The following is a 22597-nucleotide window of genomic DNA, read 5'->3' as shown; positions in this document are numbered from 1 at the left end:
GGCCGGCGAAAGAACGCCGGCCCCTTCACTCATGCCTCTCGGCACTCACGACTCACGCCCAGGTGATCAGCCGCTTCGGCTGCTCCAGGATCGCCGCCACGTCCGCCAGCACCTTGGAGCCCAGCTCCCCGTCCACCAGCCGGTGGTCGAAGGAGAGCGCCAGGGTCGTCACCTGACGCGGCTTCACCTTGTCCTTGTGGACCCACGGCTGGAGCTTGATCGCGCCGACCGCGAGGATCGCGGACTCGCCGGGGTTAAGGATCGGCGTGCCGGTGTCGACGCCGAAGACGCCGACATTGGTGATGGTGACGGTGCCGCCCTGCATGGCGGCGGGCGAGGTCTTCCCGTCCTTCGCCGTCACCACCAGCTCACCCAGCGCCTGGGCCAGCTGCGGCAGCGTCTTGTCGTGCGCGTCCTTGATGTTCGGCACGATCAGACCGCGCGGGGTGGCCGCGGCGATGCCCAGGTTGACGTAGTGCTTCTGCACGATCTCCTGGTTCACCTCGTCCCAGGACGCGTTGACGTCCGGGTGCCGCTTGATGGCGACCAGCAGGGCCTTGGCGATCAGCAGCAGCGGATTGACCCGCAGGCCCTGCATCTCCTTGTCCTGCTTGAGCTCCTCGACCAGCTTCATCGTGCGGGTCACGTCGACCGTCACGAACTCGGTGACATGCGGGGCGGTGAAGGCCGAGCCGACCATCGCCGCCGCCGTCGCCTTGCGGACGCCCTTGACCGGGATACGGGTCTCCCGTGCCGTGTCGTACGTCGGTACGGGCGCGGGTGCCCGCACGGGGGCCGGGACGGGCGCCGGGGTCTCGACGACCGTCGGCTCCGGGGCCACCGCCGCGTGGACGTCCTCGCGGGTGATGATGCCGTCGGGGCCGGTCGGGACGACCGTGGTCAGGTCGACGCCGAGGTCCTTGGCCAGCTTGCGCACCGGCGGCTTGGCCAGCGGGCGCTCCTTGAGCGCCGGTGCCGGTGCCCCATGGCCGTTCAGCTCGGTCTGGATCGCGACCGCGGCCTCCTGGACCGGCGCGGGCTCCTGGACCGGGACCTGGGGGCCCTTGCGGGGGCGTCGCTTGGTCGAGGACGCGGCGACGCCGTACCCGACGAGGACAGGCTGCCGTCCCGCGGGCTTCTCCTCCGGCTCGGGTTCGGCGGCGGGTGCCGGTGCCTCGACGGGAGCCGCCCCGCCCGACACGTCCACCGCGATGATCGACGTGCCCACGTCGACCGTGGTGCCCTCGGGGAAGTGGAGCTCCCGGACGACACCGTCGTAGGGGATGGGCAGTTCGACGGCCGCCTTGGCGGTCTCGACCTCGCACACCACCTGGCCGTCGGTGACCTCGTCACCCGGCTTGACGTACCACTTGAGGATCTCGGCCTCGGTGAGGCCCTCGCCCACGTCCGGCATCTTGAACTCGCGTACGGACGCTTCCGTCATCGTCGTCACGACCCTCTCCTCAGTACGCCAGGGCACGGTCGACGGCGTCGAGTACCCGGTCCAGGCCCGGCAGGTACTCCTCTTCCAGACGGGCCGGCGGGTAGGGGGCGTGATAGCCGCCGACCCGGAGCACCGGGGCCTCCAGGTGGTAGAAGCAGCGCTCCGTGATCCGCGCCGCGATCTCCGCGCCCGAGCCGAAGAACACCGGCGCCTCGTGGACGACGACCAGACGGCGGGTCTTCTCGACCGAGGCCTGGATGGAGTCGAAGTCCAGCGGGGACACCGAGCGCAGGTCGAGGACCTCGAGGTTCCTGCCTTCCTCGGCGGCCGCGTCGGCGACCTCCCGGCAGAGCTTCACCATCGGACCGTAGGCGACCAGCGTGAGGTCGGTGCCCTCGCGGACCACCTGGGCCTTGTGCAGCGGGCCCGGGATGGCCTCGGTGTTGACCTCGCCCTTGTCCCAGTAGCGCCGCTTGGGCTCGAAGAAGATCACCGGGTCGTCGCTATGGATGGCCTGCTGCATCATCCAGTACGCGTCGGACGGGTTGGAGGGGGAGACGATCTTGAGGCCCGCCACGTGCGCGAAGAGCGCCTCGGGGGACTCGGAGTGGTGCTCGACCGCGCCGATGCCGCCGCCGTACGGAATGCGCACGACGACCGGGAGCTTGACCTTGCCCAGCGAGCGGGCGTGCATCTTCGCGAGCTGCGTGACGATCTGGTCGTAGGCCGGGAAGACGAAGCCGTCGAACTGGATCTCCACCACCGGGCGGTAGCCGCGCAGCGCGAGGCCGATCGCGGTGCCGACGATGCCCGACTCGGCGAGCGGGGTGTCGATGACCCGCTCCTCGCCGAAGTCCTTCTGCAGTCCGTCCGTCACCCGGAACACACCGCCGAGCTTGCCGACGTCCTCACCCATGATGAGGACCTTGGGGTCCGTCTCCAGGGCGCGGCGCAGCGATTCGTTGATCGCCTTGGCCAGGGCCAACTTTTCGGCTGCCATGGTCAGACCCCCTCTTCCTCTGCGAACGACGCCTGGTAGGCGGCGAACTGGGCGCGCTCCTCGTCGACGAGCGCGTGTCCGTCCGCGTACGCGTGCTCGAAGATGGCGAAGTGGTCCGGGTCGGGCATGGCGCGGACCGCTTCACGTACTCGCTTGCCCAACGCCTCGCTCTCGGTCTCGAGTTCCGCGAAGAATCCCTCGTCCGCGTGGTTTGAGGTCTCCAGGTACTGGCGAAGGCGCAGGATCGGGTCCTTCGCCTCCCAGGCCACGCGCTCCTCGTCGGCCCGGTACTTGGTCGGGTCGTCGGAGGTGGTGTGGGCGCCCATCCGGTAGGTGTACGCCTCGACCAGGGTGGGCCCTTCGCCGTTGCGGGCGCGCTCCAGGGCCCACTTGGTGACCGCGAGGCAGGCCAGCACGTCGTTGCCGTCCACGCGCACGCCGGGGAAGCCGAAGCCCTGGGCGCGCTGGTAGAGCGGCACCCGGGTCTGCTTCTCGGTGGGCTCGGAGATCGCCCACTGGTTGTTCTGGCAGAAGAACACGACCGGGGCGTTGTAGACCGCGGAGAAGGTGAAGGACTCGGCCACGTCGCCCTGGCTGCTGGCGCCGTCGCCGAAGTAGGCGATGACCGCGCTGTCCGCGCCGTCCTTGGCGATGCCCATCGCGTAGCCGGTGGCGTGCAGGGTCTGGGAGCCGATGACGATCGTGTAGAGCTGGAAGTTGTTGGTGTTGGGGTCCCAGCCCCCGTTGTTCACGCCGCGGAACATGCCCAGCAGGTTGGTCGGGTCGACCCCGCGGCACCAGGCGACGCCGTGCTCGCGGTAGGTCGGGAAGACGTAGTCGTCCTCGCGGGTGGCTCGTCCGGAGCCGATCTGGGCGGCCTCCTGGCCGAGCAGGGAGGCCCACAGGCCCAGCTCGCCCTGGCGCTGCAGGGAGGTGGCCTCGGCGTCGAAGCGGCGGGTGAGCACCATGTCGCGGTACAGACCGCGGAGCTCTTCGGGGGTGATGCCGGCGACGTACTTGTCGTACGTGGCGTCCTTGACGCGCTTGCCTTCGGGCGTCAGCAGCTGCACGAGCTCGGGCTCGGTGCCCGGCTGCTTCTTGGCGGTCGTGCGCTTGCCGGCCGTGCTCTTGGTACTGGCGCTGCGTCGCGATGTGCGCGCGGCAGTGCTCTCCACGGTCACGTGTGCTCCTCCGTCGGTCCGGCTACCCGGGTTCGCCGGGCGCCAGTGCGGCTCACCTGAAGCCCTACGGACGCACGGGGTGGGTGCGGCTCGGTCGGGAACAGGCGTGACAGGTGCCCCGGCGAGCGCCCTGCACAATGCACGTTACCCAGTGCTCCACATTTCTGTGAAACCCCTCCTGACCTGCGATTTTGCTTGGATTTCCAAGTAAATCGCGAAAGTCGGGAACAACTCCTGGTCACAGCCTTGCAGGGGGCCGGAACAACGGCACGTTAACCCGGTGACCCAGGTCACGGGAAGAGGCCACTTGGCGCGAGGTCTCAGAGGCTGTGTGAGACTGACCTCGTGCGCGAAGACGGAAAAATCCGGGTATTTCTCCTCGACGACCACGAGGTCGTCCGGCGGGGCGTCCATGAGCTGCTCTCGGTGGAGGACGACATCGAGGTGGTCGGCGAGGCCGGTACGGCGGCCGACGCGCTGGTCAGGATCCCGGCCACCCGGCCCGACGTGGCCGTCCTCGACGTGCGGCTCCCGGACGGCAGCGGGGTGGAGGTCTGCCGGGAGATCCGGTCCGGGGACGAGAACGTCAAGTGCCTGATGCTGACGTCGTTCGCCGACGACGAGGCCCTCTTCGACGCGATCATGGCGGGCGCCTCGGGATACGTCCTGAAGGCCATCCGCGGCAGCGAACTCCTGGCGGCCGTACGTGATGTCGCCGCCGGCAAGTCGCTCCTCGACCCGGTGGCCACCGCGCGCGTGCTGGAACGGCTGCGGGACGGCGGCACCGCCAAGAGCGACGACAGGCTCGCGCACCTCACCGAGCAGGAGCGCAGGATCCTCGACCTGATCGGCGAGGGGCTCACCAACCGGGCGATCGGCGAGCGGCTGCACCTGGCGGAGAAGACGATCAAGAACTATGTGTCGAGTCTGCTTTCCAAACTCGGTATGGAGCGTCGCTCGCAGGCGGCGGCGTACGTGGCGCGGATGCAGGTCGAGCAGGAGCGTCGCTGAGGGGCACGGCGGGGGTACGACGGCCGTGTCGCGGCCGTATCGCGCCGTATTAGGGACCAAAGACCCCTGACCCGGCAACCGCCCACGGCCGACATTGGTCGTATGCCCTCCGACGAACGGCTCGCCGTCGAACTGCTCGCCCGCACCGACTACGGCCGGGTGGCCACCAGCATGCGCGCCCTGCCCTTCCTCGCCTTCGCCCGGCACGTCGTGGACGACGGGCGGGTCCTGCTGCGGCTGCCCAGGATCTGCGGCTACCACCGGGCGTGCGTCGGCGGGGTCGTCGCGTACGGCGCGGACAACCTGAGCTCGGCCCGGCCGGGCGAGGGACTGTGGTCCGCGCAGGTCGTGGGCGAGTGCACGGCGTACGAGCCGACGGCCGCCGAGCTCGCGCGGTTCGGGCCGGCGCCCAGGGTCGTGGACGGAGAGCCCTATGAGCCCGTCTATCTGCGCGTAGAGCCGCAGTTCGGCACCGTCCACTCCACCGACGGCGCCCTGGAAAGTCACTTCGCGCACATGCCGTGACCGAAAGCGACTGGCTGTGACAACGCCCAGCTCACAGGCCCGGCTTGTGCCCTAGCATCTGGCGCGTGCCGCGCCCTTGTGTACCACCCCCCATGCCTCACGCGCCCCCGTTGCGGGCCCTCCTCAGCCAGTACGCCGCCGGCTCCGCCGTCACCTGTGAACCCGTCGACCAGGGGCTGCTGAACCGCGGCTACCGCCTGCGCACGACCGGCGGCCACTACTTCCTCAAGCACCACTTCGACCCCGAGACCGCCGACCCGGCCGCCATCGCCCGCCAGCACCGCGCCACCGAGCGCCTCGCGGTCCTGGGCGTCCCGGTCGCCCCGCCCCTGCCCGACCGCGACGGCCGCACGGTCGCGGTCGTCGGCGGCCACGCCTACGCCCTCCACCCCTGGATCGAGGGCCGCCACCGCCACGGTGGCCAGCTGACACCGGAGCAGTGCGGACGCCTGGGCGCGCTGCTCGGGGTGGTGCACGCGAGCCTGGAGCGGGTGATGCCGGTGCAGGGGCGAGTACCGGGCGCGCGAAGCGAGCCGCGCGCCGGGGCACAGAGCCGCACGCCCGCGCCCACCACAGGCTCCCGTGCCGAGAGCGCCGACCCCGCCCATACCTTCGCGCTCATCGACGACCTGCTCACCCGAGTCCGCCGGCACCGGCCCGCCGACTCCTTCGACGAACTGGCCCGGCACCGGCTCCTGGAGCGGCGGGCGCTGCTGGAGGAACACGCGGACCGGCGGCCGCCGCGGGGTGGGAGTGTGGGGTGGGTGCACGGGGACTTCCACCCGTTCAACCTGCTCTACAAGGGGGACGCCCCGGCCGCGATCGTCGACTGGGACCGGCTGGGCGTGCAGCCCCGCGCGGAGGAGGCCGTACGCGCTGCCGCGATCTTCTTCGTACGGCCCGCGGGGGCCCTCGACCTGCGGAAGGTACGGGCGTACGCGCGCGCGTACCGGCGTACGGCGGGCGCCACGCCCTCGGAGCTGACGGCGGCCGTGCACCGGGTGTGGTGGGAGCGCCTCAACGACTTCTGGATGCTGCGCTGGCACTACGAACGCGGCGACACCCGCGCGGACCCCCAGTTCCCGGCGGCCTCGGCGCTCGCGGTGTGGTGGACAAGGGAGTACGAGGCGGTGTGCGAGGCCTTCGCCGACTGAGCCGCCCGCCCGGGAAAACGCCACGCGCGCGTACGGTCCGCTTCCGGTCCGTACGCGCGCGTGGGGCGGTCTGCTGGGTCAGGTGCCGTCGCCTTCGCCACCGGTGTCGCCGCCGGTGTCACCACCGCTCGTGTCGGTCGGCTCGGCGGTGTCCGTGGGCTCCGCGGTGTCGGTCGGCTCGTCCGTCGGCTCCGCGCTCGTCGGATCGCCCGTGGGCTCCGTCGCCGTCGCCGTCGGTGTCGGGGACGGCGTGTACGACGGCGTATAGGACGGGGAGTAGGACGGATCGGTGCCTGTGGAACCGTCGTCGGTCTGCTCGTCCGTCGGGTCGTCCGTCGGCTCGTCGCTCGGCGACTCGCTGGTCGTTTCCGAGGGCGTCGCCGAGGTGGACGGCTTCTGCGTGGTGTCGTCCCCGCCGCCGTTCCCGCCGCCGCCGTTCAGCGCCAGCGCGACGCCCGCCGCTATGGCGACCACCGCGAGGACGGCGAGGATCCACAGCTTGCCGCGGCCGCTGCCCCGGTTGCCGTGGCCCTCGAAACCGCCGTCGTCCCCGCCGCCGTAGCCGCCCGGCAGGATCGGCTGCGGGATCTGCGTGGTGCCGGAGGCGTCGCCGGGGTGGTGCATGACGGCGGTGCCGGCGAAGCCGCCCGAGGGGGTGTGCCGGCCGTCGTGCATCGCGACCGGCCCGGTGTTCCAGGTGCCGGTGTGACCGCCCTGCTCGTACAGCATCTGGAGCCCGTACTGGACCAGCCCGCGCATCTCCTCGGCCGTCTGGAACCGGTCGTCCGGCTCCTTGGCGAGCGAGCGCATGACCAGGCCGTCCAGCTCCGGAGGCGTGGCGTCGGAGACCTCGGACGGAGGCGTCGGGATGTCCTGGACGTGCTGGTAGACCACGGACAGCGGGGTCTCACCGGTGAACGGCGGCCGCAGCGCGAGGAGTTCGTAGAGGAGGCAGCCCGTCGCGTACAGGTCGGAGCGGTGGTCCACCGCCTTGCCGAGCGCCTGCTCGGGAGAGAGGTACTGGGGGGTGCCCATGACCATGCCGGTCTGCGTCATCGTCGACTGCGCGCCGTGCAGGGCGCGGGCGATGCCGAAGTCCATCACCTTCACGGCGCCGCCGTGGGTGATGATGACGTTGGCCGGCTTGATGTCACGGTGCACGATGCCGTGCTGGTGCGAGTAGGCGAGCGCCTCCAGGACACCGGAGACGATGATCAGCGCCTGCTCGGGCCCGGGGGCCTCGGCGTTGATCAACAGATCCCGGATCGTCCGGCCCTCGACGATCTCCATGACGATGTACGGAACGGCCTGGCCGTTCACATAGTCCTCGCCGGAGTCGTACACCGCGACGATCGCGTGGTGGTTGAGACCGGCCACGGACTGGGCCTCGCGTGTGAAGCGCGCCTTGGAGACCGGGTCCTCGGCAAGGTCGGCGCGCAGCAGTTTGACCGCCACGGTGCGGCCGAGACGTACGTCCTCGGCGGCGAAAACCTCGGCCATGCCGCCCCGGCCGAGTCTGTGTGTCAGTCGGTACCGGCCGTCGCCGACCAGTCCGCCGTTGCCCCACATCTCCGGCGCGTCTGACATCCCGCCGCCAGTCGCCTCGGGGTCGGACGGGCCCTGAGCGCGCTGCTGCTGTGCCATCGGTCCTCGCCGTCGTTTCTGCCCGCGGTGCGCGCGGTGTTGTTACGGTCTCCGTCGGCCACGCTACAGCCTCCACGCAAGCCTCCGGTCCGGGATGAGCCCGGGGGCCGGTCCGAGACGGACCGGTCATCAAAGCGGTAGCACGCGCTGTCGTGCAAATTCTGTGTACCGGCCGTACGGCACCTGTAACGCTTCCGCGACGCTTCTTTCGCGTACGGTCACGGAACGGGCACCCGGCTTGACCTGTCAGTGCCGTGGGGCAGACTTGGCCGGGAATGAGCCATTCGATCAACGACAGTCGGGCCGGCGCCTGATGGCCGATGGGGGACGCGGAAGATGAGCCAGGACGGCGCACACGGCCGGTATGCGGGGCGGGCGCTCGCCAACAACCGCTATCAGCTGCGCGACTTGCTCGGCGAGGGCGGCATGGCCTCGGTGCATCTCGCGCACGACACCGTGCTCGACCGCCCCGTCGCGATCAAGACGCTCCACACCGAACTGGGGCGTGAACAGGCCTTCCGCGAGCGTTTCCGCCGCGAGGCCCAGGCCGTGGCCAAGCTCACGCACACCAACATCGTCTCGGTCTTCGACACCGGCGAGGACACCCTCGACGGGATGACGATGCCGTACATCGTCATGGAGTACGTCGAGGGCCGCCCGCTCGGCTCGGTGCTCGACGAGGACGTACGGCAGTACGGCGCGATGCCCGCCGACAAGGCGCTGAAGATCACCGCGGACGTGCTCGCGGCGCTGGAGATCAGCCACGAGATGGGCCTGGTCCACCGCGACATCAAGCCCGGCAACGTGATGATGACCAAGCGCGGCGTGGTCAAGGTCATGGACTTCGGCATCGCCCGCGCCATGCAGTCGGGTGTCACGTCGATGACCCAGACCGGCATGGTCGTCGGCACCCCTCAGTACCTCTCCCCCGAGCAGGCCCTCGGCCGCGGCGTGGACGCCCGCTCCGACCTCTACTCGGTCGGCATCATGCTGTTCCAACTGGTCACCGGGCGGCTGCCGTTCGACGCGGACTCGCCGCTGGCGATCGCGTACGCGCATGTACAGGAAGAGCCGGTGGCCGCCTCGTCGGTCAACCGCTCGCTGCCGCCCGCCGTGGACGCGCTGATCGCCCGCGCCCTGAAGAAGAACCCGAACGAGCGCTTCCCCAGCGCCGAGGCCATGCGCACCGAGTGCCTGCGGGTGGCGGCGTCCTTCCAGGCGGCCGCGCCGAGCATCGTCCCCGGCGCGCAGACGTCGAGCGGGGCGGGCGTGGGCTCGGCGGTGTTCCCGCCGGTGGACCAGGGCACTCCGGCGCCGGGCCCGGTCCAGACGCCGTACCAGCCGACGCCGGCGCCGAACCCGTACGGCACCCCGCCGCCCTCGATGCCCTCTCCCGCGTACGGCTATCCGCAGCAGGGCGGCTACCAGGCCCCCACGCCGGCGCCGAACGCGTACGCCTCGACCCCGCCGCCGTACAACATCACGCCCCAGCACGCACCGCCCTCGGGCGGCGGCCGCAAGAGCAACAGACCGGTCGTCCTCGGTTCGATCATCGTCTCCGTCGTGGCGGTCGGCGGCCTGATCGCGGCGCTGTCGCTGAACGGGGGCGGGACGGACGACGACGCCGGCGGCGACACCACGCCGACCACCTCGTCGACCCCGTCGGGGTACCGGACCGGCGACGCGAACCGGACGGTCGAGACGACCGAGTGCACCGAGCCGCAGGAGTCGAACAACGACCCCAAGCAGGTGCAGATGCCGGACTTCGCGTTCAAGAACTGGGACTCGGTCAAGCTGTGCCTACAGGCGGCGGGTTGGCAGTATGACGACCGCGAGTACGCCGAGAACACGTACGGCCAGGGCACGATCATGAACCAGTTCCCCAAGGCCGGGACGGACTTCGACCCGAAGAACCCGCCGGACATGCAGTTCGACGTCTCGACAGGCGTCTCGGCCGGCTAGCGCGTCCCTGTTACCCCTGTCACAGGGCCGGCGATCACAGGTGTGGCATGGCCATGCCCCTCGTAGGATCCCGCCTGCAAGGCAATCGATCTTGGACAGCAGGGGGAACCCATGAAGAAGAAGCTCGGCAGAATCCTCGCGGTGGGCGCCGCCGCCCTCGGCGCGTTCGCCTTCTCCGTGAGCCCGGCGGCCGCCGGCGGTGTCGGTGAGTCGATCCCCGGGGCCCAGGGCACCGGGGACTTCTACTACGCGAGCAAGACCGTCGCCAGCGACATCTACCTGACGGTCACCGACACCGCTCCCGACGGGCACCACGTCCGTATCCGGGTGCAGTCCCTCACCCCGGAGCGCGTGGTGACCAGCTACGCCTGGCGCTCGGTCACCGCCGGCTACCAGCACTCCGACACCTGGGTGACCTCCCTGAAGGACACCCGCGGCATCTGGGCGCTGCGCATCCAGGTCTGCGTCTACGAGAAGGACGACCAGCTGGGCTGCGACGAGTCGGACTGGGACGGCAACACCTACTACTAGACCGAACCGGGTGCGGGGGCACGTGGCGGGTTCGGAGGCGAGGCGGCAGGGACACCTACACCGGTACGTGCACCGTCTCCACCCGGCTCGCCACCAACCGCTCCCGCTCCCGGCGGATCGCCCGCCTGCGCAGCCGCAGGATCTGGCTGATCCCCAGCGCCTGGAGCACGAAGACCGCGGAGAAGGCGACCCGGTAGTTGCTCCCGGTCGCGTCCAGCAGCACCCCGATCGCGAACAGGGTCGTCATCGAGGCGACGAAGCCACCCATGTTGGTGATGCCGGACGCGGTGCCCTGCCGCTCCGGCGGGTTCGCCGGGCGCGCGAAGTCGAAGCCGATCATCGAGGCCGGCCCGCACGCGCCCAGCACCGCGCAGAGCACCACGAGCAGCCACATCGGCGCGTGCTCACCCGGGTACGCCAGGGTCACCGCCCAGACCAGCCCCGTCGCCCCCACGGTCCCCAGCGCCAGCGGCAGCCGCGCCTCGTGGTGCCGGGCGACGACCTGGCCGTAGACCAGCCCGATCACCATGTTCGACAGCACGACGAGGGTCAGCAGCTCTCCGGCGACCGCCCGTGACAGCCCCTGCGCCTCGACCAGGAACGGCAGGCCCCACAGCAGCAGGAACACCATCGCCGGGAACTGGGTCGTGAAGTGCACCCACAGGCCGAGCCGGGTGCCCGGCTCCCGCCAGGAGGCGGCGATCTGCCGTCGTACGTAGGCCGCGCCCTGGTGCGGGAAGGGCGCCGGCTCGTGTCCCTCGGGGTGGTCCTTGAGGAAGAGCAGCAGCAGGACCAGCACCACCACACCGGCGACCGCGCTGCCCGCGAAGGCCGCCGTCCAGCCGATGCCGTGCAGCAGCCGGGCCAGGACCAGGGTGGAGACCAGGTTGCCCGCCATGCCGACCAGCCCCGCGAGCTGCGCGACCATCGGCCCGCGCCGGGCCGGGAACCAGCGGGAGCCGAGCCGCAGCACGCTGATGAACGTCATCGCGTCACCGCAGCCCAGCAGTGCGCGCGAGGCGAGGGCCATGCCGTACGAGGGGGAGAAGGCGAAGCCGAGCTGTCCGGCCGTGAACAGCACCACCCCGATGGTCAGCACCTTCTTGGTGCCGAGCCGGTCGACGAGCAGGCCGACGGGTATCTGCATGCCCGCGTAGACGAGCAGTTGGAGGATCGAGAAGGTCGACAGCGCGGAGGCGTTGACGTGGAAGCGGTCGGCGGCGTCGAGCCCTGCCACCCCCAGCGACGTACGGAAGATGACGGCGACGAAGTAGACGGAGACGCCGATGCCCCACACGGCCATCGCGCGGCGGCCGCCCGGCGGGTCGCCCGGCAGGGTGGCGCTCATCGGACCTCGCCCCGCGCCAGGTGGGAGAACCACTCGACGTGCCCGTGGATGAGCCCGACGACCGCCTCCGCGTCGCCGGAGCGCAGCGCGTCGAGGATCTGCTCGTGCTCGACGAGGGTCTTGGTGATGCGGTCGGGGTGGGCGTGCATCACGGCGACGCCCATGCGGAGCTGCCGGTCGCGCAGTTGGTCGTAGAGCCGGGACAGGATCTCGTTGCCCCCGCTGCGGACGATCTCGGCGTGGAAGCAGCGGTCGGTGACGGCGGCGTCGGCCAGATCCCCGGCGGCGGCCTGCTCCTTCTGCTGGGCGAGGAGTTCCTCCAGCCGCGCGATGAGCCGCGGGGACGCCGGTACGGCCTTGCGCGCGGCGTGCTCCTCGACGAGCTGGCGGGTCTCCACCACGTCCGCGATCTCCTGCGCGGAGACGGGCAGGACCAGTGCGCCCTTCTTCGGGTAGAGCTTGATCAGCCCCTCCACCTGGAGCCGCAGCAGCGCCTCCCGCACCGGTGTCCGCGACACCCCCACGGCCTCGGCGAGCTCGCCCTCGGTGAGCAGGGTCCCGCCCTCGTAGCGGCGCTCCAGGACGCCCTGCTTGACGTGGTCGTAGACGCGGTCGGCGGCGGGCGGCTGCTTGATGTGGGCGGCGGACGGGGCGGGTGGGGCTGAAGGCATGCGCACATCATAGATACAACACGTACGCATGCCAGAGGGCCGTCCATCATGCGGACCCCGAGGACCCCAGGAGCCCCCTCTGACAGAGAAAGCCGAATCCGCCCCAGCGGCCGCACAACCTTCTGTGCTACTTACGAGTCAGACACGTGCGGCTCCAACAACTTTCAGGGCTCAACTCGGCCGCACGCCAGGGGCATTCAACGTATTCGGGGTACCTCACTTGATTACCGGCATTCAGGGCATCCGTATCCGCCGAGCCGTAGCCGTGGCCGTGACCACCGGCTCCCTGCTCGCCACCGGAGCCCTCACCGCGGCGCCGGCGCAGGCCGCCGTCGCCACGCCGTCCATCACCGCCAAGGGCGGTTTCCTCATGAACAGCGCCACCGGTGCGACGCTCTTCTCGAAGTCGCCCGACACCAAGCGGCTCACCGCGTCCACCACGAAGGTCATGACCGCGAAGGTCGTCCTGTCGCAGTCGAACCTGAACCTGGACGCCAAGGTCACGATCAAGAAGGCGTACAGCGACTACATCGTCGCCAACGGCGCCTCGTCCGCGAACCTGATCGTCGGCGACAAGGTCACCGTCCGCCAGCTGCTCTACGGGATGCTGCTGAAGTCGGGCTGCGACGCCGCGATGGCGCTCGCCGACAAGTACGGCTCCGGCACGACGGTCGCGGCCCGCACCAAGAGCTTCATCGGCAAGATGAACACCATGGCCAAGAGCCTGGGCATGACGAACACGAAGTTCGACTCGTTCGACGGCATCAGCAGGGGCGCCAACGCCTCGACGCCGCGCGACCTGACGAAGCTCGCCCGCAGCGCCATGAAGAGCTCCACCTTCAAGTCCGTCGTGAAGACCAAGTCGTACACGGCGAAGACGATCACGAAGACCGGTTCCACCCGCACGATGGCGGCCTGGAAGAACACCAACCTCCTGCTCGGCTGGAACGGCACGCTCGGCGTGAAGACCGGCTCCGGCACCGAGGCCAAGTACTGCCTCATCTTCGCCGCCACCCTCAACGGCGAGTCGGTGATCGGCACGGTCCTCACCGCGTCCTCCGAGGCCAACCGCACCGCGGACGTGAAGAAGCTCATCAACTACGGCTACGCGAAGATCAGCTGACGCGCAGACGCGAGAACGAGGGGAAGGGGCCTGCGGCGGCGGGCCCCTTCTTCTGTGTTCACACGGGCAGAAAGAACCGCCGCTTGTCCTTGGACGCGGCCCCGAGCCGCCCGTAGAACCGGATGGCCCCGTCGTTCCACGCGGGCGTCTGCCACTGCACCTGCGCGAGCCCAAGGGCGCGCGCCTCGTCCCGTACGGCGTCCATGAGCGACTCCCCGATGCCGAGCCCGCGATGCCCGTCCCGCAGGAACAGACAGTCCATGTGCAGGTACTCGGCGCCGTCCCAGGTGGACACCTCGGCGGAGCAGGTGGCGTATCCGACGACGGTCCCGTCCAACTCCGCGACGAGACACCGCAGTCGCGGCTCGGGGCTCGCGAACAGCAGGGGTCGCAACCGCTCTTCGAGCCCGGGGGCGGGCGGTTCGGCCTTCTCATAGACGGCGTGCTCGGCGATCAGCGCGACGACGTCCGCCAGATCCCCGACCCGCGCCCGCCGTACGACAGGGACGCCGCTCACCGGACCTCCCCCTCCAGCACATCCGCGGACCAGGCGGCGAGCCGTGCACCGATCTCCCCGTCTCCGTCCAGCACCTGCCGCACCCAGGCGTCCCGCTCGTAGGCGAGCACGGCCGCCTCCCACACACAGGGAGCCAGCCCCTGCCGCCCCGGCCGCAACCCCTCCGGCTCACCGACGGGCCCGACGAACACCGCGAGGTCGGACATGTCCCCCTCGATCCACGTGTGTACGAGCACGTAGTCCCCGTCCCCACCGGCATGCACCAGCAGCACGGCGGCCCCGAGAGAGCCACGCAGACCGGCGGTGGCGAGGTGCGCCTCGGCGATCGCCAGCCCGGCGTCCGCGTCCTCGACCACCCGCCCGGGGGCTTCGATGCCGTACACCTTCACCAGATGCCCGGCGACCTCGTGCGTCCCCAACGGCCTTACGGCACGGGCGTGATGAGTGTCGGCGAGGTCTTTCATCGCGGACACGTCCATGGCTGCGGGCAGCTTTGCGACGGTTCGAAGATCGGCCATACGGCCATGATGCCCGGTCACGCCACACGGTCAGGGGTGAAGGGGCGGCCGCAATGCGACGTTGCGGCCGTCCCTTCGGGTTGCGACCCACTGCCTCGGAGCGCCTCGACGTGACTACTGCGTCACCGTGAAGTTCCGCAGGATCGCCGCCGTCAGTGCCGGGTCGCCCTCCGCCTTCACCCGGTCCGGTACCGCGTCCGCGGTCACCCGGCCGCAGGCCAGGCGGACGTAGGTCTCCCAGTCGAGGGTGAGGGTGGCGGCGGGGCCGAGGGCGGGGGCCGTCTCCAGGGTGCCGCGGCCCTGGATGTCGACGCGGATCGTGCGCAGGAACTCGATCGGGCCGTGGACGTCGAGGACGATCGCCGAGCTGCGCGGAGCGTCGGCCTTCTCGGCGATCACGGCGGGCAGTTCGGCGAGCAGGACGTCACGGGCGATGTGCGCACCGGGGGAGTCCAGATTGCCGGGGCGGCCGAGGGCGGCGCGGAGGTCCTGCTCGTGCACCCAGACGTCGAAGGCGTGCTTGCGCATGGACTCCTCGAGCGTCAGTTCGCTGCCGAGGGGGCCGCGCACCTTCGTCCCCGGGTCCCGCGACTCGTTCCGCAGCTGGCGGTTGCGGCGGATGATCACGTACTCCAGCTCGGAGGTCATCTCCGGCGCCGTGTGATGGCGGCGGACGTCGACCTGCATCTCCGTGTACCGCTGGTGCTCATTGGTGACGTGGTAGAGGTCGCGAGGCAGCGAGTGGATGGGGCGCGGGTCCCCCAGCATCTCGGTGTCCAGACCGATGACGTGGGACACGATGTCCCGCACCGACCAGCCGGGGCAGGGGGTACGCCGGTTCCACTCTCCCTCCACCAGCGGCGTCACCAGCTCGGATATCGCATCGATGGAGTGGGTCCAGGCGTCGGCGTAGGGCTGGAGGGTGGGATGCAGACTCACGGAACGGGACCCCTCGGCGGTCGGTGCACGGGCTGGTGATGGCGGCGTTGCCAGTGGGAGGTGTGGCTGTCGGCGGGTGTCTTGGAACGCTAAGTTACGCTGCTGTGAGGCACCCCGGCAGTGCTTTCGTGTGACGATCGTAGGCCCGTGTGAACGGCTCGAATGCCAGGACGGTGGTAGTGTGCGCGCCTCGTTGATTCAGATCGCCGTAAGTGAGGGCGAATCGGTCGAATCGCGCCGACGGCGAGTGGCCTCTCTGGTACGGGACCAGTCCGGTGCCGATCTGGTCGTGCTGCCGGAGCTGTGGACCACCGGCGCGTTCGCCTACGAGGAGTTCGGCAGCGAGGCCGAGCCGCTGGAGGGCCCGACGTACGAGGCCATGGCGAAGGCCGCGAGCGACGCGGGCGTCTGGCTGCACGCGGGCTCCATCCCGGAGCACACTCCCGAAGGCACCCTCTACAACACCTCTCTCGTCTTCTCCCCCTCCGGCGACCTGATCGCCGCCTACCGCAAGATCCACCGCTTCGGCTTCGACAAAGGCGAGGCCGTGCTGATGGGCGCGGGCCGCGACCTGGTGACGGTCCGTCTGCCCGAGACCGCCCTCGGCCTGGCCACCTGCTACGACCTCCGGTTCCCCGAACTCTTCCGCGGTCTCGTCGACGCCGGCGCCGAGACCCTGGTCATCCCCGCGGGCTGGCCGGAGCGCCGCCGGGCGCACTGGACGCTGCTGGCCCAGGCGCGGGCGGTCGAGAACCAGGCGTACGTGCTCGCCTGTGGAACGGCCGGGACGCACGCGGGAGTTCCGCAGGCCGGTCACTCGATCGTGGTCGATCCGTGGGGCGAGGTCCTGGCCGAGGCCGGCGCCGGCGAGGAGGTCCTCACCGTCGAGTTCGATCCCGGCAAGGTGGCCGTGACACGGGATCAGTTCCCGGCGCTGAAGGACCGGGTGCTGGGCCTCGACGCGCCCCGGCGCTAGCCCTCAGTCGGACTCCCGCTCCTTCTCGGCGAGGTGGATCACACACACCGCCACCGCGATCAGCAGCGCCGGGTCCGCGTCCTCCCGTACGACGTCGACGCCGTAGGTCTCCCGCACGTGCAGCCACCGCCGGGAGACCACGGCGAGCAGCTCACCGTCGTACTCGACCGCGAACTCCCGGTCGAGGATCTTCCCGCTGACGTCCAGTTCGGTGCTGCCGTCCGCCAGGGCCACCCGGTAGTGGTTGCGCAGCAGGGACAGCCGCTTGCGCCTGATGGTGGCCAGCGGTTCGCCGTCCCGCTCGATCACCATGGTGTCCCGCAGGGCGAACATCTTCTGCCGGATGTCGATCAGGACACGCCCGCCGGTGTCCTTCAGCTCGAAGGTGTCCCGCAGCCGCATGGCCTTGCCGTCGACGAGGAACACCTTGTTGCCCCGGTCGTCCTCGATCCAGTAGTCGTCACCGAAGCCGAGGAGCCGGTCGCGTACGAGGAATCTCATGCCGTTACGGCTTCCCCGACCCGCGCGGCGGAACGCAACCAATAGGCCGTCGGGATGGTCGACACCCCCATGAGGAAGATCGGACGGGTGTACGTCCCCGTCGCCGCGGCCGCGTTCCTCGCGGTCCTGTCCGGATGTGCCGACCCGACGTCCTGTGCCGGGGTCGGTGTGGTGTCCGAGCTCGGCGTGTACGTCGTCCAGGAGGACTTCGGCACTCTCGCGGGCGCCTCCTACGCGTTGTGCTCGCGGGGCGACTGCGTCGAGGGCGAGCTCCAGGGGGAGGCCGTCTCGCGGGTGTCCCTCTCCTTGCCGGACGACGTCGACCCCGACACCGCCCCGGTCCGCCTCCGCGTCACCCGCGCGGGTGCCGGCACGCCTGTCGTCGACGACTCCGTCGACGTGAAGCTGCTGCGCCGGTCCGACGGCTGCGGCGGGGGCGGCTGGTCCCGGGCGCTGGCCCTCACCAAGGCGGACGGGCTGCTGGCGAGCGTCCCCAAGAAGGTCTCCGCGGCCTGGATGCGACAGGTCAGGACCGAGGCCACGGCACTTCCGACACCGTCGCCGACGTCCCGAACCGCCTCCGGTACGCCGACGGGCTGAGCCCCGTCTCGCGCCGCACGCGCGCGCGGAGGTTCGCGGCCGTCCCCAGGCCACTGCGGGCGGCCACCACGTCCAGCCGTTCCTCGCCCCGCTCGATCAGCCGGCAGGCCAGCGCCACGCGCTCCCCCGTCAGCCAGGCCAGCGGTGTCGTGCCGAGCTGGGCCTGGAAACGGCGGTGCAGTGTGGCGGGGGAGACGGCCGCGCGGGCGGCGAGCTCCGCCACCGTCAGCGGCTCCCCCAGCCGCTCCCGCGCCCACGCCAGCAACGGCGCCAGCGACTCGTCCGGCACGTGGGGCACCGGGCGCTCCACGAACTGCCGCTGCCCGCCGTCCCGGTGGGCGGCGAAGACCAGCCGCCGGGACACGGCGTTGGCGACCTCGGCACCGTGGTCGCGTCGCCAGATGTGCAGCCCGAGGTCGAGCGCGGCGGCACTGCCGGCGGCGGTGAGGAGGCCGCCGTCGTCGACGAAGAGGACGTCGGGCTCCAGGAGCACCTTCGGATGCAGCTCGCGGAACGCGTCCGCCCACAGCCAGTGCGTCGTCGCGCGCCGCCCGTCCAGCAGCCCCGCCTCCGCGAGCGCGAAGCTGCCGGTGCACAGGCTCATGACACGGGCGCCACGCGCGTGCGTGCGGCGAATGGCGTCGAGTACGGCCGTCCCGCGCGGTACGACGTTGTCCGGACGCCCCGGCACGACGAGGGTGTCGGCCCCGTCCACGGCTTCGAGCCCCGCCACACCGCTCAGCGTGAAGAACCCGTGGTTCATCCGCACCTCGGGCGTGGGCGTGCACAGCGTGACCTCGTACAACGGCCCCGGCAGCCCCAGCTCGGGCCGCGGCAGTCCGAACAGCTCGGTGGCGACGCCCACTTCGAAGGGGTTGGTGCCCTCGTCGACGATGACCGCGACCCGGTGCGGGCGCCCGGGCGCTTGAGAGGATCCTTGCGGCATATGCAATTCCTAGCACTCGTGGGGGTGCCGGGCCACGGCCGACGATGACCGACATGAGCGAACCGATCTCCGCCGTCGAACCGATCTCCCTGGAAAAGGCCCTCGCCTCCTTCACCGACCAGTGGAGCCCCCGCATCGTCACCACCGTCAACGACTACGACGTCCGCATCGCCAAGGTCGAGGGTGAACACCTCTGGCACACCCACGACCACACCGACGAGTTCTTCCTGGTCCTCGACGGCGAACTCCACATCGCCCTGCGCGAACCGACCGGCGAACGCACGGTCGTCCTCCCCAAGGGCACGGTCTTCACGGTCCCCCGAGGCACCGAACACAAGCCGTACGCCCCCGTCCCCTCCTCGATCCTCGTCCTCGAACCCACGGGCACCCTCACGGTGGGCGACCGCCACGAGGACGTCCCCGACCACGTGGACGCCACGACGGGGCACACGCTGGGGTGACTGTCGGTGGCGGGTGGCACTCTTGATCCATGAGCGACTCCGCACCCCGCCGCGTTCGCGTCCGCGCCCCCGAGCTCGTCGGAAAGGGCGGCTGGCTGAACACGGGCGAGAAGCAGTACACCCTCGCCGACCTGCGCGGACGCATCGTCGTTCTCGATTTCTGGACGTTGTGCTGCATCAACTGTCTGCACGTCCTCGACGAACTCCGCGAGCTGGAGCGCAAGCACCCCGACACCGTCGTCGTCATCGGTGTCCACTCGCCGAAGTTCGTGCACGAGGCCGAGCACGGGGCGGTCGTGGACGCCGTGGAGCGGTACGGGGTGGAGCATCCGGTGCTGGACGATCCGGAGTTGGCGACGTGGAAGCAGTACGCGGTGCGGGCCTGGCCGACGCTTGTCGTGGTCGATCCGGAGGGGTACGTCGTCGCGCAGCATGCCGGTGAGGGGCATGTGCACGCGATCGAGCGGCTCGTGCGGGAGTTGGAGGCCGAGCACGAGGCGAAGGGGACGCTGCGGCGCGGGGACGGGCCCTATGTGGCGCCGGAGCCGGAGGCGACCGTACTGCGGTTCCCGGGGAAGGCGGTGCTGCTGCCCTCGGGGAACCTCCTGGTCAGTGACACCACCCGGCATCAGCTGGTGGAGCTGGCGCCGGACGGGGAGACCGTGGTGCGGCGGATCGGGCAGGGGGATCACCGGGGGACGACGGACAGTACGTCGGTGCGCTCCCGGTTCAACGAGCCGCAGGGGCTGGCGCTGCTGCCGGACGGTTCCGTGGTGGTCGCCGACACGGTGAACCACACGCTGCGCCGCTTCGACCCGGAGTCGGGCCGCACCACCACCCTCGCCGGCACCGGACACCAGTGGATGCAGGGCGACGACACCTCGGGACCGGCCCGCGAGATCAACCTCTCCTCCCCCTGGGACGTGGCCTGGTGGCGCGGCAAGGTGTGGATCGCCATGGCCGGTATCCACCAGCTGTGGACGTACGACCCGGAGGAGGGGACGGTCGCGGTCGCGGCCGGCACCACCAACGAGGGCCTGGTCGACGGGCCCGCCGCCGAGGCCTGGTTCGCCCAGCCCTCAGGGCTCGCCGCCACCCCCGAGCGGCTGTGGATCGCCGACTCCGAGACATCCGCCCTGCGCTGGATGGACCCCGACGGCACCGTCCACACCGCCGTCGGCACCGGGCTCTTCGACTTCGGGCACCGCGACGGGCCCGCCGAACAGGCCCTGCTCCAGCACCCGTTGGGCGTCACCGCACTGCCCGACGGCTCGGTCGCGATCAGCGACACGTACAACCACGCCCTGCGCCGCTACGACCCGGCGACGGGCGAGGTCACCACCCTGGCCACGGATCTGCGCGAGCCCAGCGGCGCCGTCCTCGTCGGGGACGACCTCGTGGTCGTCGAGTCGGCCCGCCACCGGCTCACCCGGCTGCGGCTCCCGGAGGAGGCCGTACGCGTGGAGTCGGTCGCCCATCGCACCCAGCGCGCCGCCACCGAAGTGGCCCCGGGCAGGCTGCGGTTGGACGTGGTCTTCCAGGCCCCGCCGGGTCAGAAGCTCGACACCCGGTACGGCCCCTCGACCCGTCTGCTGATCTCCTCCACTCCGCCGGAACTGCTCGTCGAGGGCGAGGGCGCGGGCACCGAGCTCTCCCGCACCCTGTCTCTCGATCCGGCGGTCGTCGAAGGCGTCCTGCATGTCTCCGCGATGGCCGCCTCATGCGACGACGACCCTGCGAACGAGTACCCGGCCTGCCACGTCCACCAGCAGGACTGGGGAGTGCCGGTCCGTCTCGCCGAGGGCGGTGCGGACCGGCTGCCCCTCGTGCTGGCCGGTATGGACGTTCAGGCGCCGTAGCCGCCGCCGCGCCGGTGCTGGTCGTCCTCGACCACCGTGGTCGTGGACGGCGGTACGACCACCCGCCTGCGCCGGGCGATACTGCTGAACGTGCTGACGCCGATCAGGCCGACGATCATGAAGATGACGCCGACCAGGTCGAGATTGACTCCCTGCATCTCCCAGTCGGTCGCGAACGTGAGAATGGCTCCCGCGGCGATGAGGATGATGCATCCGCCGAGGCCCATAGTGTCGCCTCCCTGTCCGGTGGTTCCGGTCGCAGGCGGGTACCCGGCCTCGCGGAGGCTATCCCTCGCAGTCCCCCGTCATCCCTCGCTATCCCTCCAGGAACGCCACGAGCGCGTTCGCCAGCAGATGCGGGTCGTCCGCTCCGCACAGCTCGCGGGCGCTGTGCATCGACAGGATGGCGACGCCGATGTCGACGGTCTTGATGCCGTGCCGGGCCGCGGTGATGGGGCCGATGGTGGTGCCGCAGGGCATGGAGTTGTTGGAGACGAAGGACTGGAAGGGGACGTCGGCCTGCTCGCAGGCGGCGGCGAAGACCGCCCGGCCCGAACCGTCCGTGGCGTAGCGGTTGTTGACGTTGACCTTGAGGATCGGGCCGCCGTTGACGCGGGGGTGGTGCGTGGGGTCGTGGCGCTCCGCGTAGTTGGGGTGGATCGCGTGGCCCGTGTCGGAGGACAGACAGACCGTGCCGGCGAAGGCCCTCGCCCGGTCCTCGTAGGAGCCTCCGCGCGCGAACACCGAACGCTCCAGCACACTGCCGAGCAGCGGCCCGTCCGCTCCGGTGTCCGACTGCGAGCCGTTCTCCTCGTGGTCGAAGGCGGCGAGCACGGGGATGTGGGACAGCGCCGAGCCGCTGGAGACGGCGGCCAGCGCGGCGACCTCGGCGTGCACGGACAGCAGGTTGTCCATGCGCGGGCCGGCCACCAGCTCCTTGTCGCGCCCCAGATAGGCCGGGGGCTCCACGGAGTGCACCATCAGGTCCCAGCCGGTGACCTCGCCCGCCGGGAGCCCGTTCTCCTCCTCCAGGAAGGCGATGAGGTCGCCCTCGCGGATGTCGTCGCCGAGCCCCCAGATGGGCTGGAGGTGCCGCTGCTTGTCGAGCTTGAGGCCCTCCGTCGCCACCGAGCGGTCCAGGTGGACGGCGAGCTGCGGGACCCGCAGGAGCGGCCGGCCGACGTTGACCAGCCGCGTCGAGCCGTCGCGCAGGGTCAGCCGCCCCGCCAGGCCCAGGTCGCGGTCGAGCCAGGAGTTCAGCAGCGGTCCGCCGTAGATCTCCACGGCGACCTGGCGCCAGCCGTGCGCCCCGGCGTCCGGCAGCGGCTTGACCCGCAGGTTGGGGGAGTCGGTGTGCGAGCCGACGATCCGGAACGGTGTGTGCGGCTCGGCGCCCTCGGGGACGTACCAGGCCACGATCGCGCCGCCGCGCAGCACGTACTTGCCGCCGGTCGTCCCGTCCCAGGCGTCCGTCTCCGCGACCTGCCTGAAGCCCGCCTTCTCCAGTCGCTCGGCGGCGTTCGCCACGGCGTGGTACGGCGAGGGGCTGGCAGCCAGGAAGGACATCAGGTCGTCGGTGTGGCCGCGGTCGAAGCGGGAGGGTTCGCTCATGGGGTTCACCTTAACGACGTACGAAGGCCCGCTCCCGGTGATGGGAGCGGGCCTCGGGAGAGCTGTGCGGGTGTG

23 protein-coding genes are annotated in these 22597 nt (G+C 70.7%); 10 read left to right on the top strand and 13 right to left on the bottom strand.

Annotated features, from left to right (window positions below):
* Positions 1-52 precede the first annotated feature (52 nt).
* Genes ACFY0U_RS11280 through pdhA form a run of 3 tightly spaced genes read right to left on the bottom strand, consistent with a single transcriptional unit; the run spans position 53 to position 3625 of the window.
* Entirely contained in the window at positions 53-1453 is a 1401-nt protein-coding gene (locus tag ACFY0U_RS11280; RefSeq protein ID WP_388633579.1) for a dihydrolipoamide acetyltransferase family protein, read from the bottom strand.
* Between the two features lie 10 nt (positions 1454-1463).
* Entirely contained in the window at positions 1464-2444 is a 981-nt protein-coding gene (locus tag ACFY0U_RS11275) for an alpha-ketoacid dehydrogenase subunit beta (RefSeq protein ID WP_388633576.1), read from the bottom strand.
* Between the two features lie 2 nt (positions 2445-2446).
* A complete protein-coding gene (gene pdhA, locus ACFY0U_RS11270) occupies positions 2447-3625 on the bottom strand; it encodes a pyruvate dehydrogenase (acetyl-transferring) E1 component subunit alpha (protein WP_388633574.1) in 1179 nt (392 codons plus the stop codon).
* A gap of 345 nt (positions 3626-3970) precedes the next feature.
* Here pdhA and ACFY0U_RS11265 point away from each other — a divergent pair, with 345 nt between their 5' ends.
* The 3 genes from ACFY0U_RS11265 to ACFY0U_RS11255 all read left to right on the top strand — a co-directional run bounded on the left by ACFY0U_RS11265 (position 3971) and on the right by ACFY0U_RS11255 (position 6315).
* Complete coding sequence (locus tag ACFY0U_RS11265; RefSeq protein ID WP_388633571.1) at positions 3971-4636, top strand: response regulator; 666 nt, start codon at positions 3971-3973, stop codon at positions 4634-4636.
* Between the two features lie 102 nt (positions 4637-4738).
* Positions 4739-5161, top strand: a complete 423-nt coding sequence (locus tag ACFY0U_RS11260) for a pyridoxamine 5'-phosphate oxidase family protein (RefSeq protein WP_388633569.1) — start codon at positions 4739-4741, stop codon at positions 5159-5161.
* A gap of 92 nt (positions 5162-5253) precedes the next feature.
* Complete coding sequence (locus ACFY0U_RS11255) at positions 5254-6315, top strand: phosphotransferase (RefSeq protein WP_388633566.1); 1062 nt, start codon at positions 5254-5256, stop codon at positions 6313-6315.
* A 78-nt stretch (positions 6316-6393) separates the two neighbouring features.
* Here the strand turns inward: ACFY0U_RS11255 and ACFY0U_RS11250 are convergent, their stop codons facing one another.
* A complete protein-coding gene (locus tag ACFY0U_RS11250; protein ID WP_388633563.1) occupies positions 6394-7959 on the bottom strand; it encodes a protein kinase in 1566 nt (521 codons plus the stop codon).
* A 336-nt stretch (positions 7960-8295) separates the two neighbouring features.
* Here ACFY0U_RS11250 and ACFY0U_RS11245 point away from each other — a divergent pair, with 336 nt between their 5' ends.
* Complete coding sequence (locus ACFY0U_RS11245; RefSeq protein WP_388633560.1) at positions 8296-9921, top strand: protein kinase; 1626 nt, start codon at positions 8296-8298, stop codon at positions 9919-9921.
* 111 nt (positions 9922-10032) lie between these two features.
* Positions 10033-10452 carry a hypothetical protein gene (locus ACFY0U_RS11240; protein ID WP_388633557.1) on the top strand — a complete coding sequence of 140 codons (420 nt, stop codon included), beginning with the start codon at positions 10033-10035 and terminating at the stop codon, positions 10450-10452.
* 55 nt (positions 10453-10507) lie between these two features.
* On the opposite strand, the gene ACFY0U_RS11235 is transcribed toward ACFY0U_RS11240, so the two are convergent.
* The gene (locus ACFY0U_RS11235) at positions 10508-11800 is read right to left on the bottom strand and encodes a nitrate/nitrite transporter (protein WP_388633554.1); all 1293 of its coding nucleotides are present in this window, start codon (positions 11798-11800) and stop codon (positions 10508-10510) included.
* Positions 11797-12471, bottom strand: a complete 675-nt coding sequence (locus tag ACFY0U_RS11230) for a GntR family transcriptional regulator (RefSeq protein ID WP_388633551.1) — start codon at positions 12469-12471, stop codon at positions 11797-11799. Before ACFY0U_RS11230 ends, ACFY0U_RS11235 begins: the two co-directional genes overlap by 4 nt.
* Before the next feature lie 220 nt (positions 12472-12691).
* On the opposite strand from ACFY0U_RS11230, the gene ACFY0U_RS11225 reads away from it, so the two are divergent.
* Complete coding sequence (locus tag ACFY0U_RS11225) at positions 12692-13594, top strand: D-alanyl-D-alanine carboxypeptidase family protein (RefSeq protein ID WP_388633549.1); 903 nt, start codon at positions 12692-12694, stop codon at positions 13592-13594.
* Between the two features lie 58 nt (positions 13595-13652).
* Here ACFY0U_RS11225 and ACFY0U_RS11220 read toward each other — a convergent pair whose 3' ends face one another.
* From ACFY0U_RS11220 to ACFY0U_RS11210, 3 genes are all read right to left on the bottom strand, one after another.
* Entirely contained in the window at positions 13653-14111 is a 459-nt protein-coding gene (locus ACFY0U_RS11220) for a GNAT family N-acetyltransferase (protein ID WP_388633546.1), read from the bottom strand.
* Complete coding sequence (locus tag ACFY0U_RS11215; RefSeq protein ID WP_388633544.1) at positions 14108-14629, bottom strand: hypothetical protein; 522 nt, start codon at positions 14627-14629, stop codon at positions 14108-14110. Before ACFY0U_RS11215 ends, ACFY0U_RS11220 begins: the two co-directional genes overlap by 4 nt.
* 114 nt (positions 14630-14743) lie before the next feature.
* A complete protein-coding gene (locus tag ACFY0U_RS11210) occupies positions 14744-15568 on the bottom strand; it encodes a maleylpyruvate isomerase family mycothiol-dependent enzyme (RefSeq protein WP_388633541.1) in 825 nt (274 codons plus the stop codon).
* Positions 15569-15749: 181 nt separating this feature from the next.
* Between ACFY0U_RS11210 and ACFY0U_RS11205 the strand changes: the two genes are divergently transcribed.
* On the top strand, positions 15750-16544 hold the full coding sequence (locus tag ACFY0U_RS11205) for a carbon-nitrogen family hydrolase (RefSeq protein WP_388633538.1): 795 nt from the start codon (positions 15750-15752) through the stop codon (positions 16542-16544).
* Positions 16545-16547: 3 nt separating this feature from the next.
* On the opposite strand, the gene ACFY0U_RS11200 is transcribed toward ACFY0U_RS11205, so the two are convergent.
* Positions 16548-17045, bottom strand: coding sequence for an LURP-one-related/scramblase family protein (locus ACFY0U_RS11200; RefSeq protein WP_388633535.1), 498 nt, complete (start codon positions 17043-17045; stop codon positions 16548-16550).
* 69 nt (positions 17046-17114) lie between these two features.
* On the opposite strand from ACFY0U_RS11200, the gene ACFY0U_RS11195 reads away from it, so the two are divergent.
* Complete coding sequence (locus tag ACFY0U_RS11195; RefSeq protein WP_388633532.1) at positions 17115-17645, top strand: hypothetical protein; 531 nt, start codon at positions 17115-17117, stop codon at positions 17643-17645.
* On the opposite strand, the gene ACFY0U_RS11190 is transcribed toward ACFY0U_RS11195, so the two are convergent.
* Positions 17572-18591, bottom strand: a complete 1020-nt coding sequence (locus ACFY0U_RS11190; protein WP_388633529.1) for a GlxA family transcriptional regulator — start codon at positions 18589-18591, stop codon at positions 17572-17574. The genes ACFY0U_RS11195 and ACFY0U_RS11190 overlap by 74 nt on opposite strands.
* A gap of 53 nt (positions 18592-18644) precedes the next feature.
* Between ACFY0U_RS11190 and ACFY0U_RS11185 the strand changes: the two genes are divergently transcribed.
* Both ACFY0U_RS11185 and ACFY0U_RS11180 read left to right on the top strand, forming a co-directional pair.
* The gene (locus ACFY0U_RS11185; protein WP_388633526.1) at positions 18645-19052 is read left to right on the top strand and encodes a cupin domain-containing protein; all 408 of its coding nucleotides are present in this window, start codon (positions 18645-18647) and stop codon (positions 19050-19052) included.
* Between the two features lie 29 nt (positions 19053-19081).
* Entirely contained in the window at positions 19082-20911 is a 1830-nt protein-coding gene (locus ACFY0U_RS11180; protein WP_388633523.1) for an NHL domain-containing thioredoxin family protein, read from the top strand.
* Here ACFY0U_RS11180 and ACFY0U_RS11175 read toward each other — a convergent pair.
* Positions 20899-21138 (bottom strand): DUF6458 family protein, encoded by a 240-nt coding sequence (locus ACFY0U_RS11175; protein ID WP_046261110.1) that lies wholly within the window; start codon positions 21136-21138, stop codon positions 20899-20901. The two genes, ACFY0U_RS11180 and ACFY0U_RS11175, sit on opposite strands and share 13 nt — an antisense overlap.
* Positions 21139-21226: 88 nt before the next feature.
* Positions 21227-22522 (bottom strand): M18 family aminopeptidase, encoded by a 1296-nt coding sequence (locus tag ACFY0U_RS11170; RefSeq protein ID WP_388633520.1) that lies wholly within the window; start codon positions 22520-22522, stop codon positions 21227-21229.
* Positions 22523-22597: the final 75 nt, after the last annotated feature.

This window comes from Streptomyces sp. NPDC001536 (assembly GCF_042894505.1).
GTDB lineage: Bacteria > Actinomycetota > Actinomycetes > Streptomycetales > Streptomycetaceae > Streptomyces.
The sequence above is the reverse complement of the archived record's forward strand: the minus strand, read 5'-3'. Positions and strand labels throughout refer to the sequence as shown.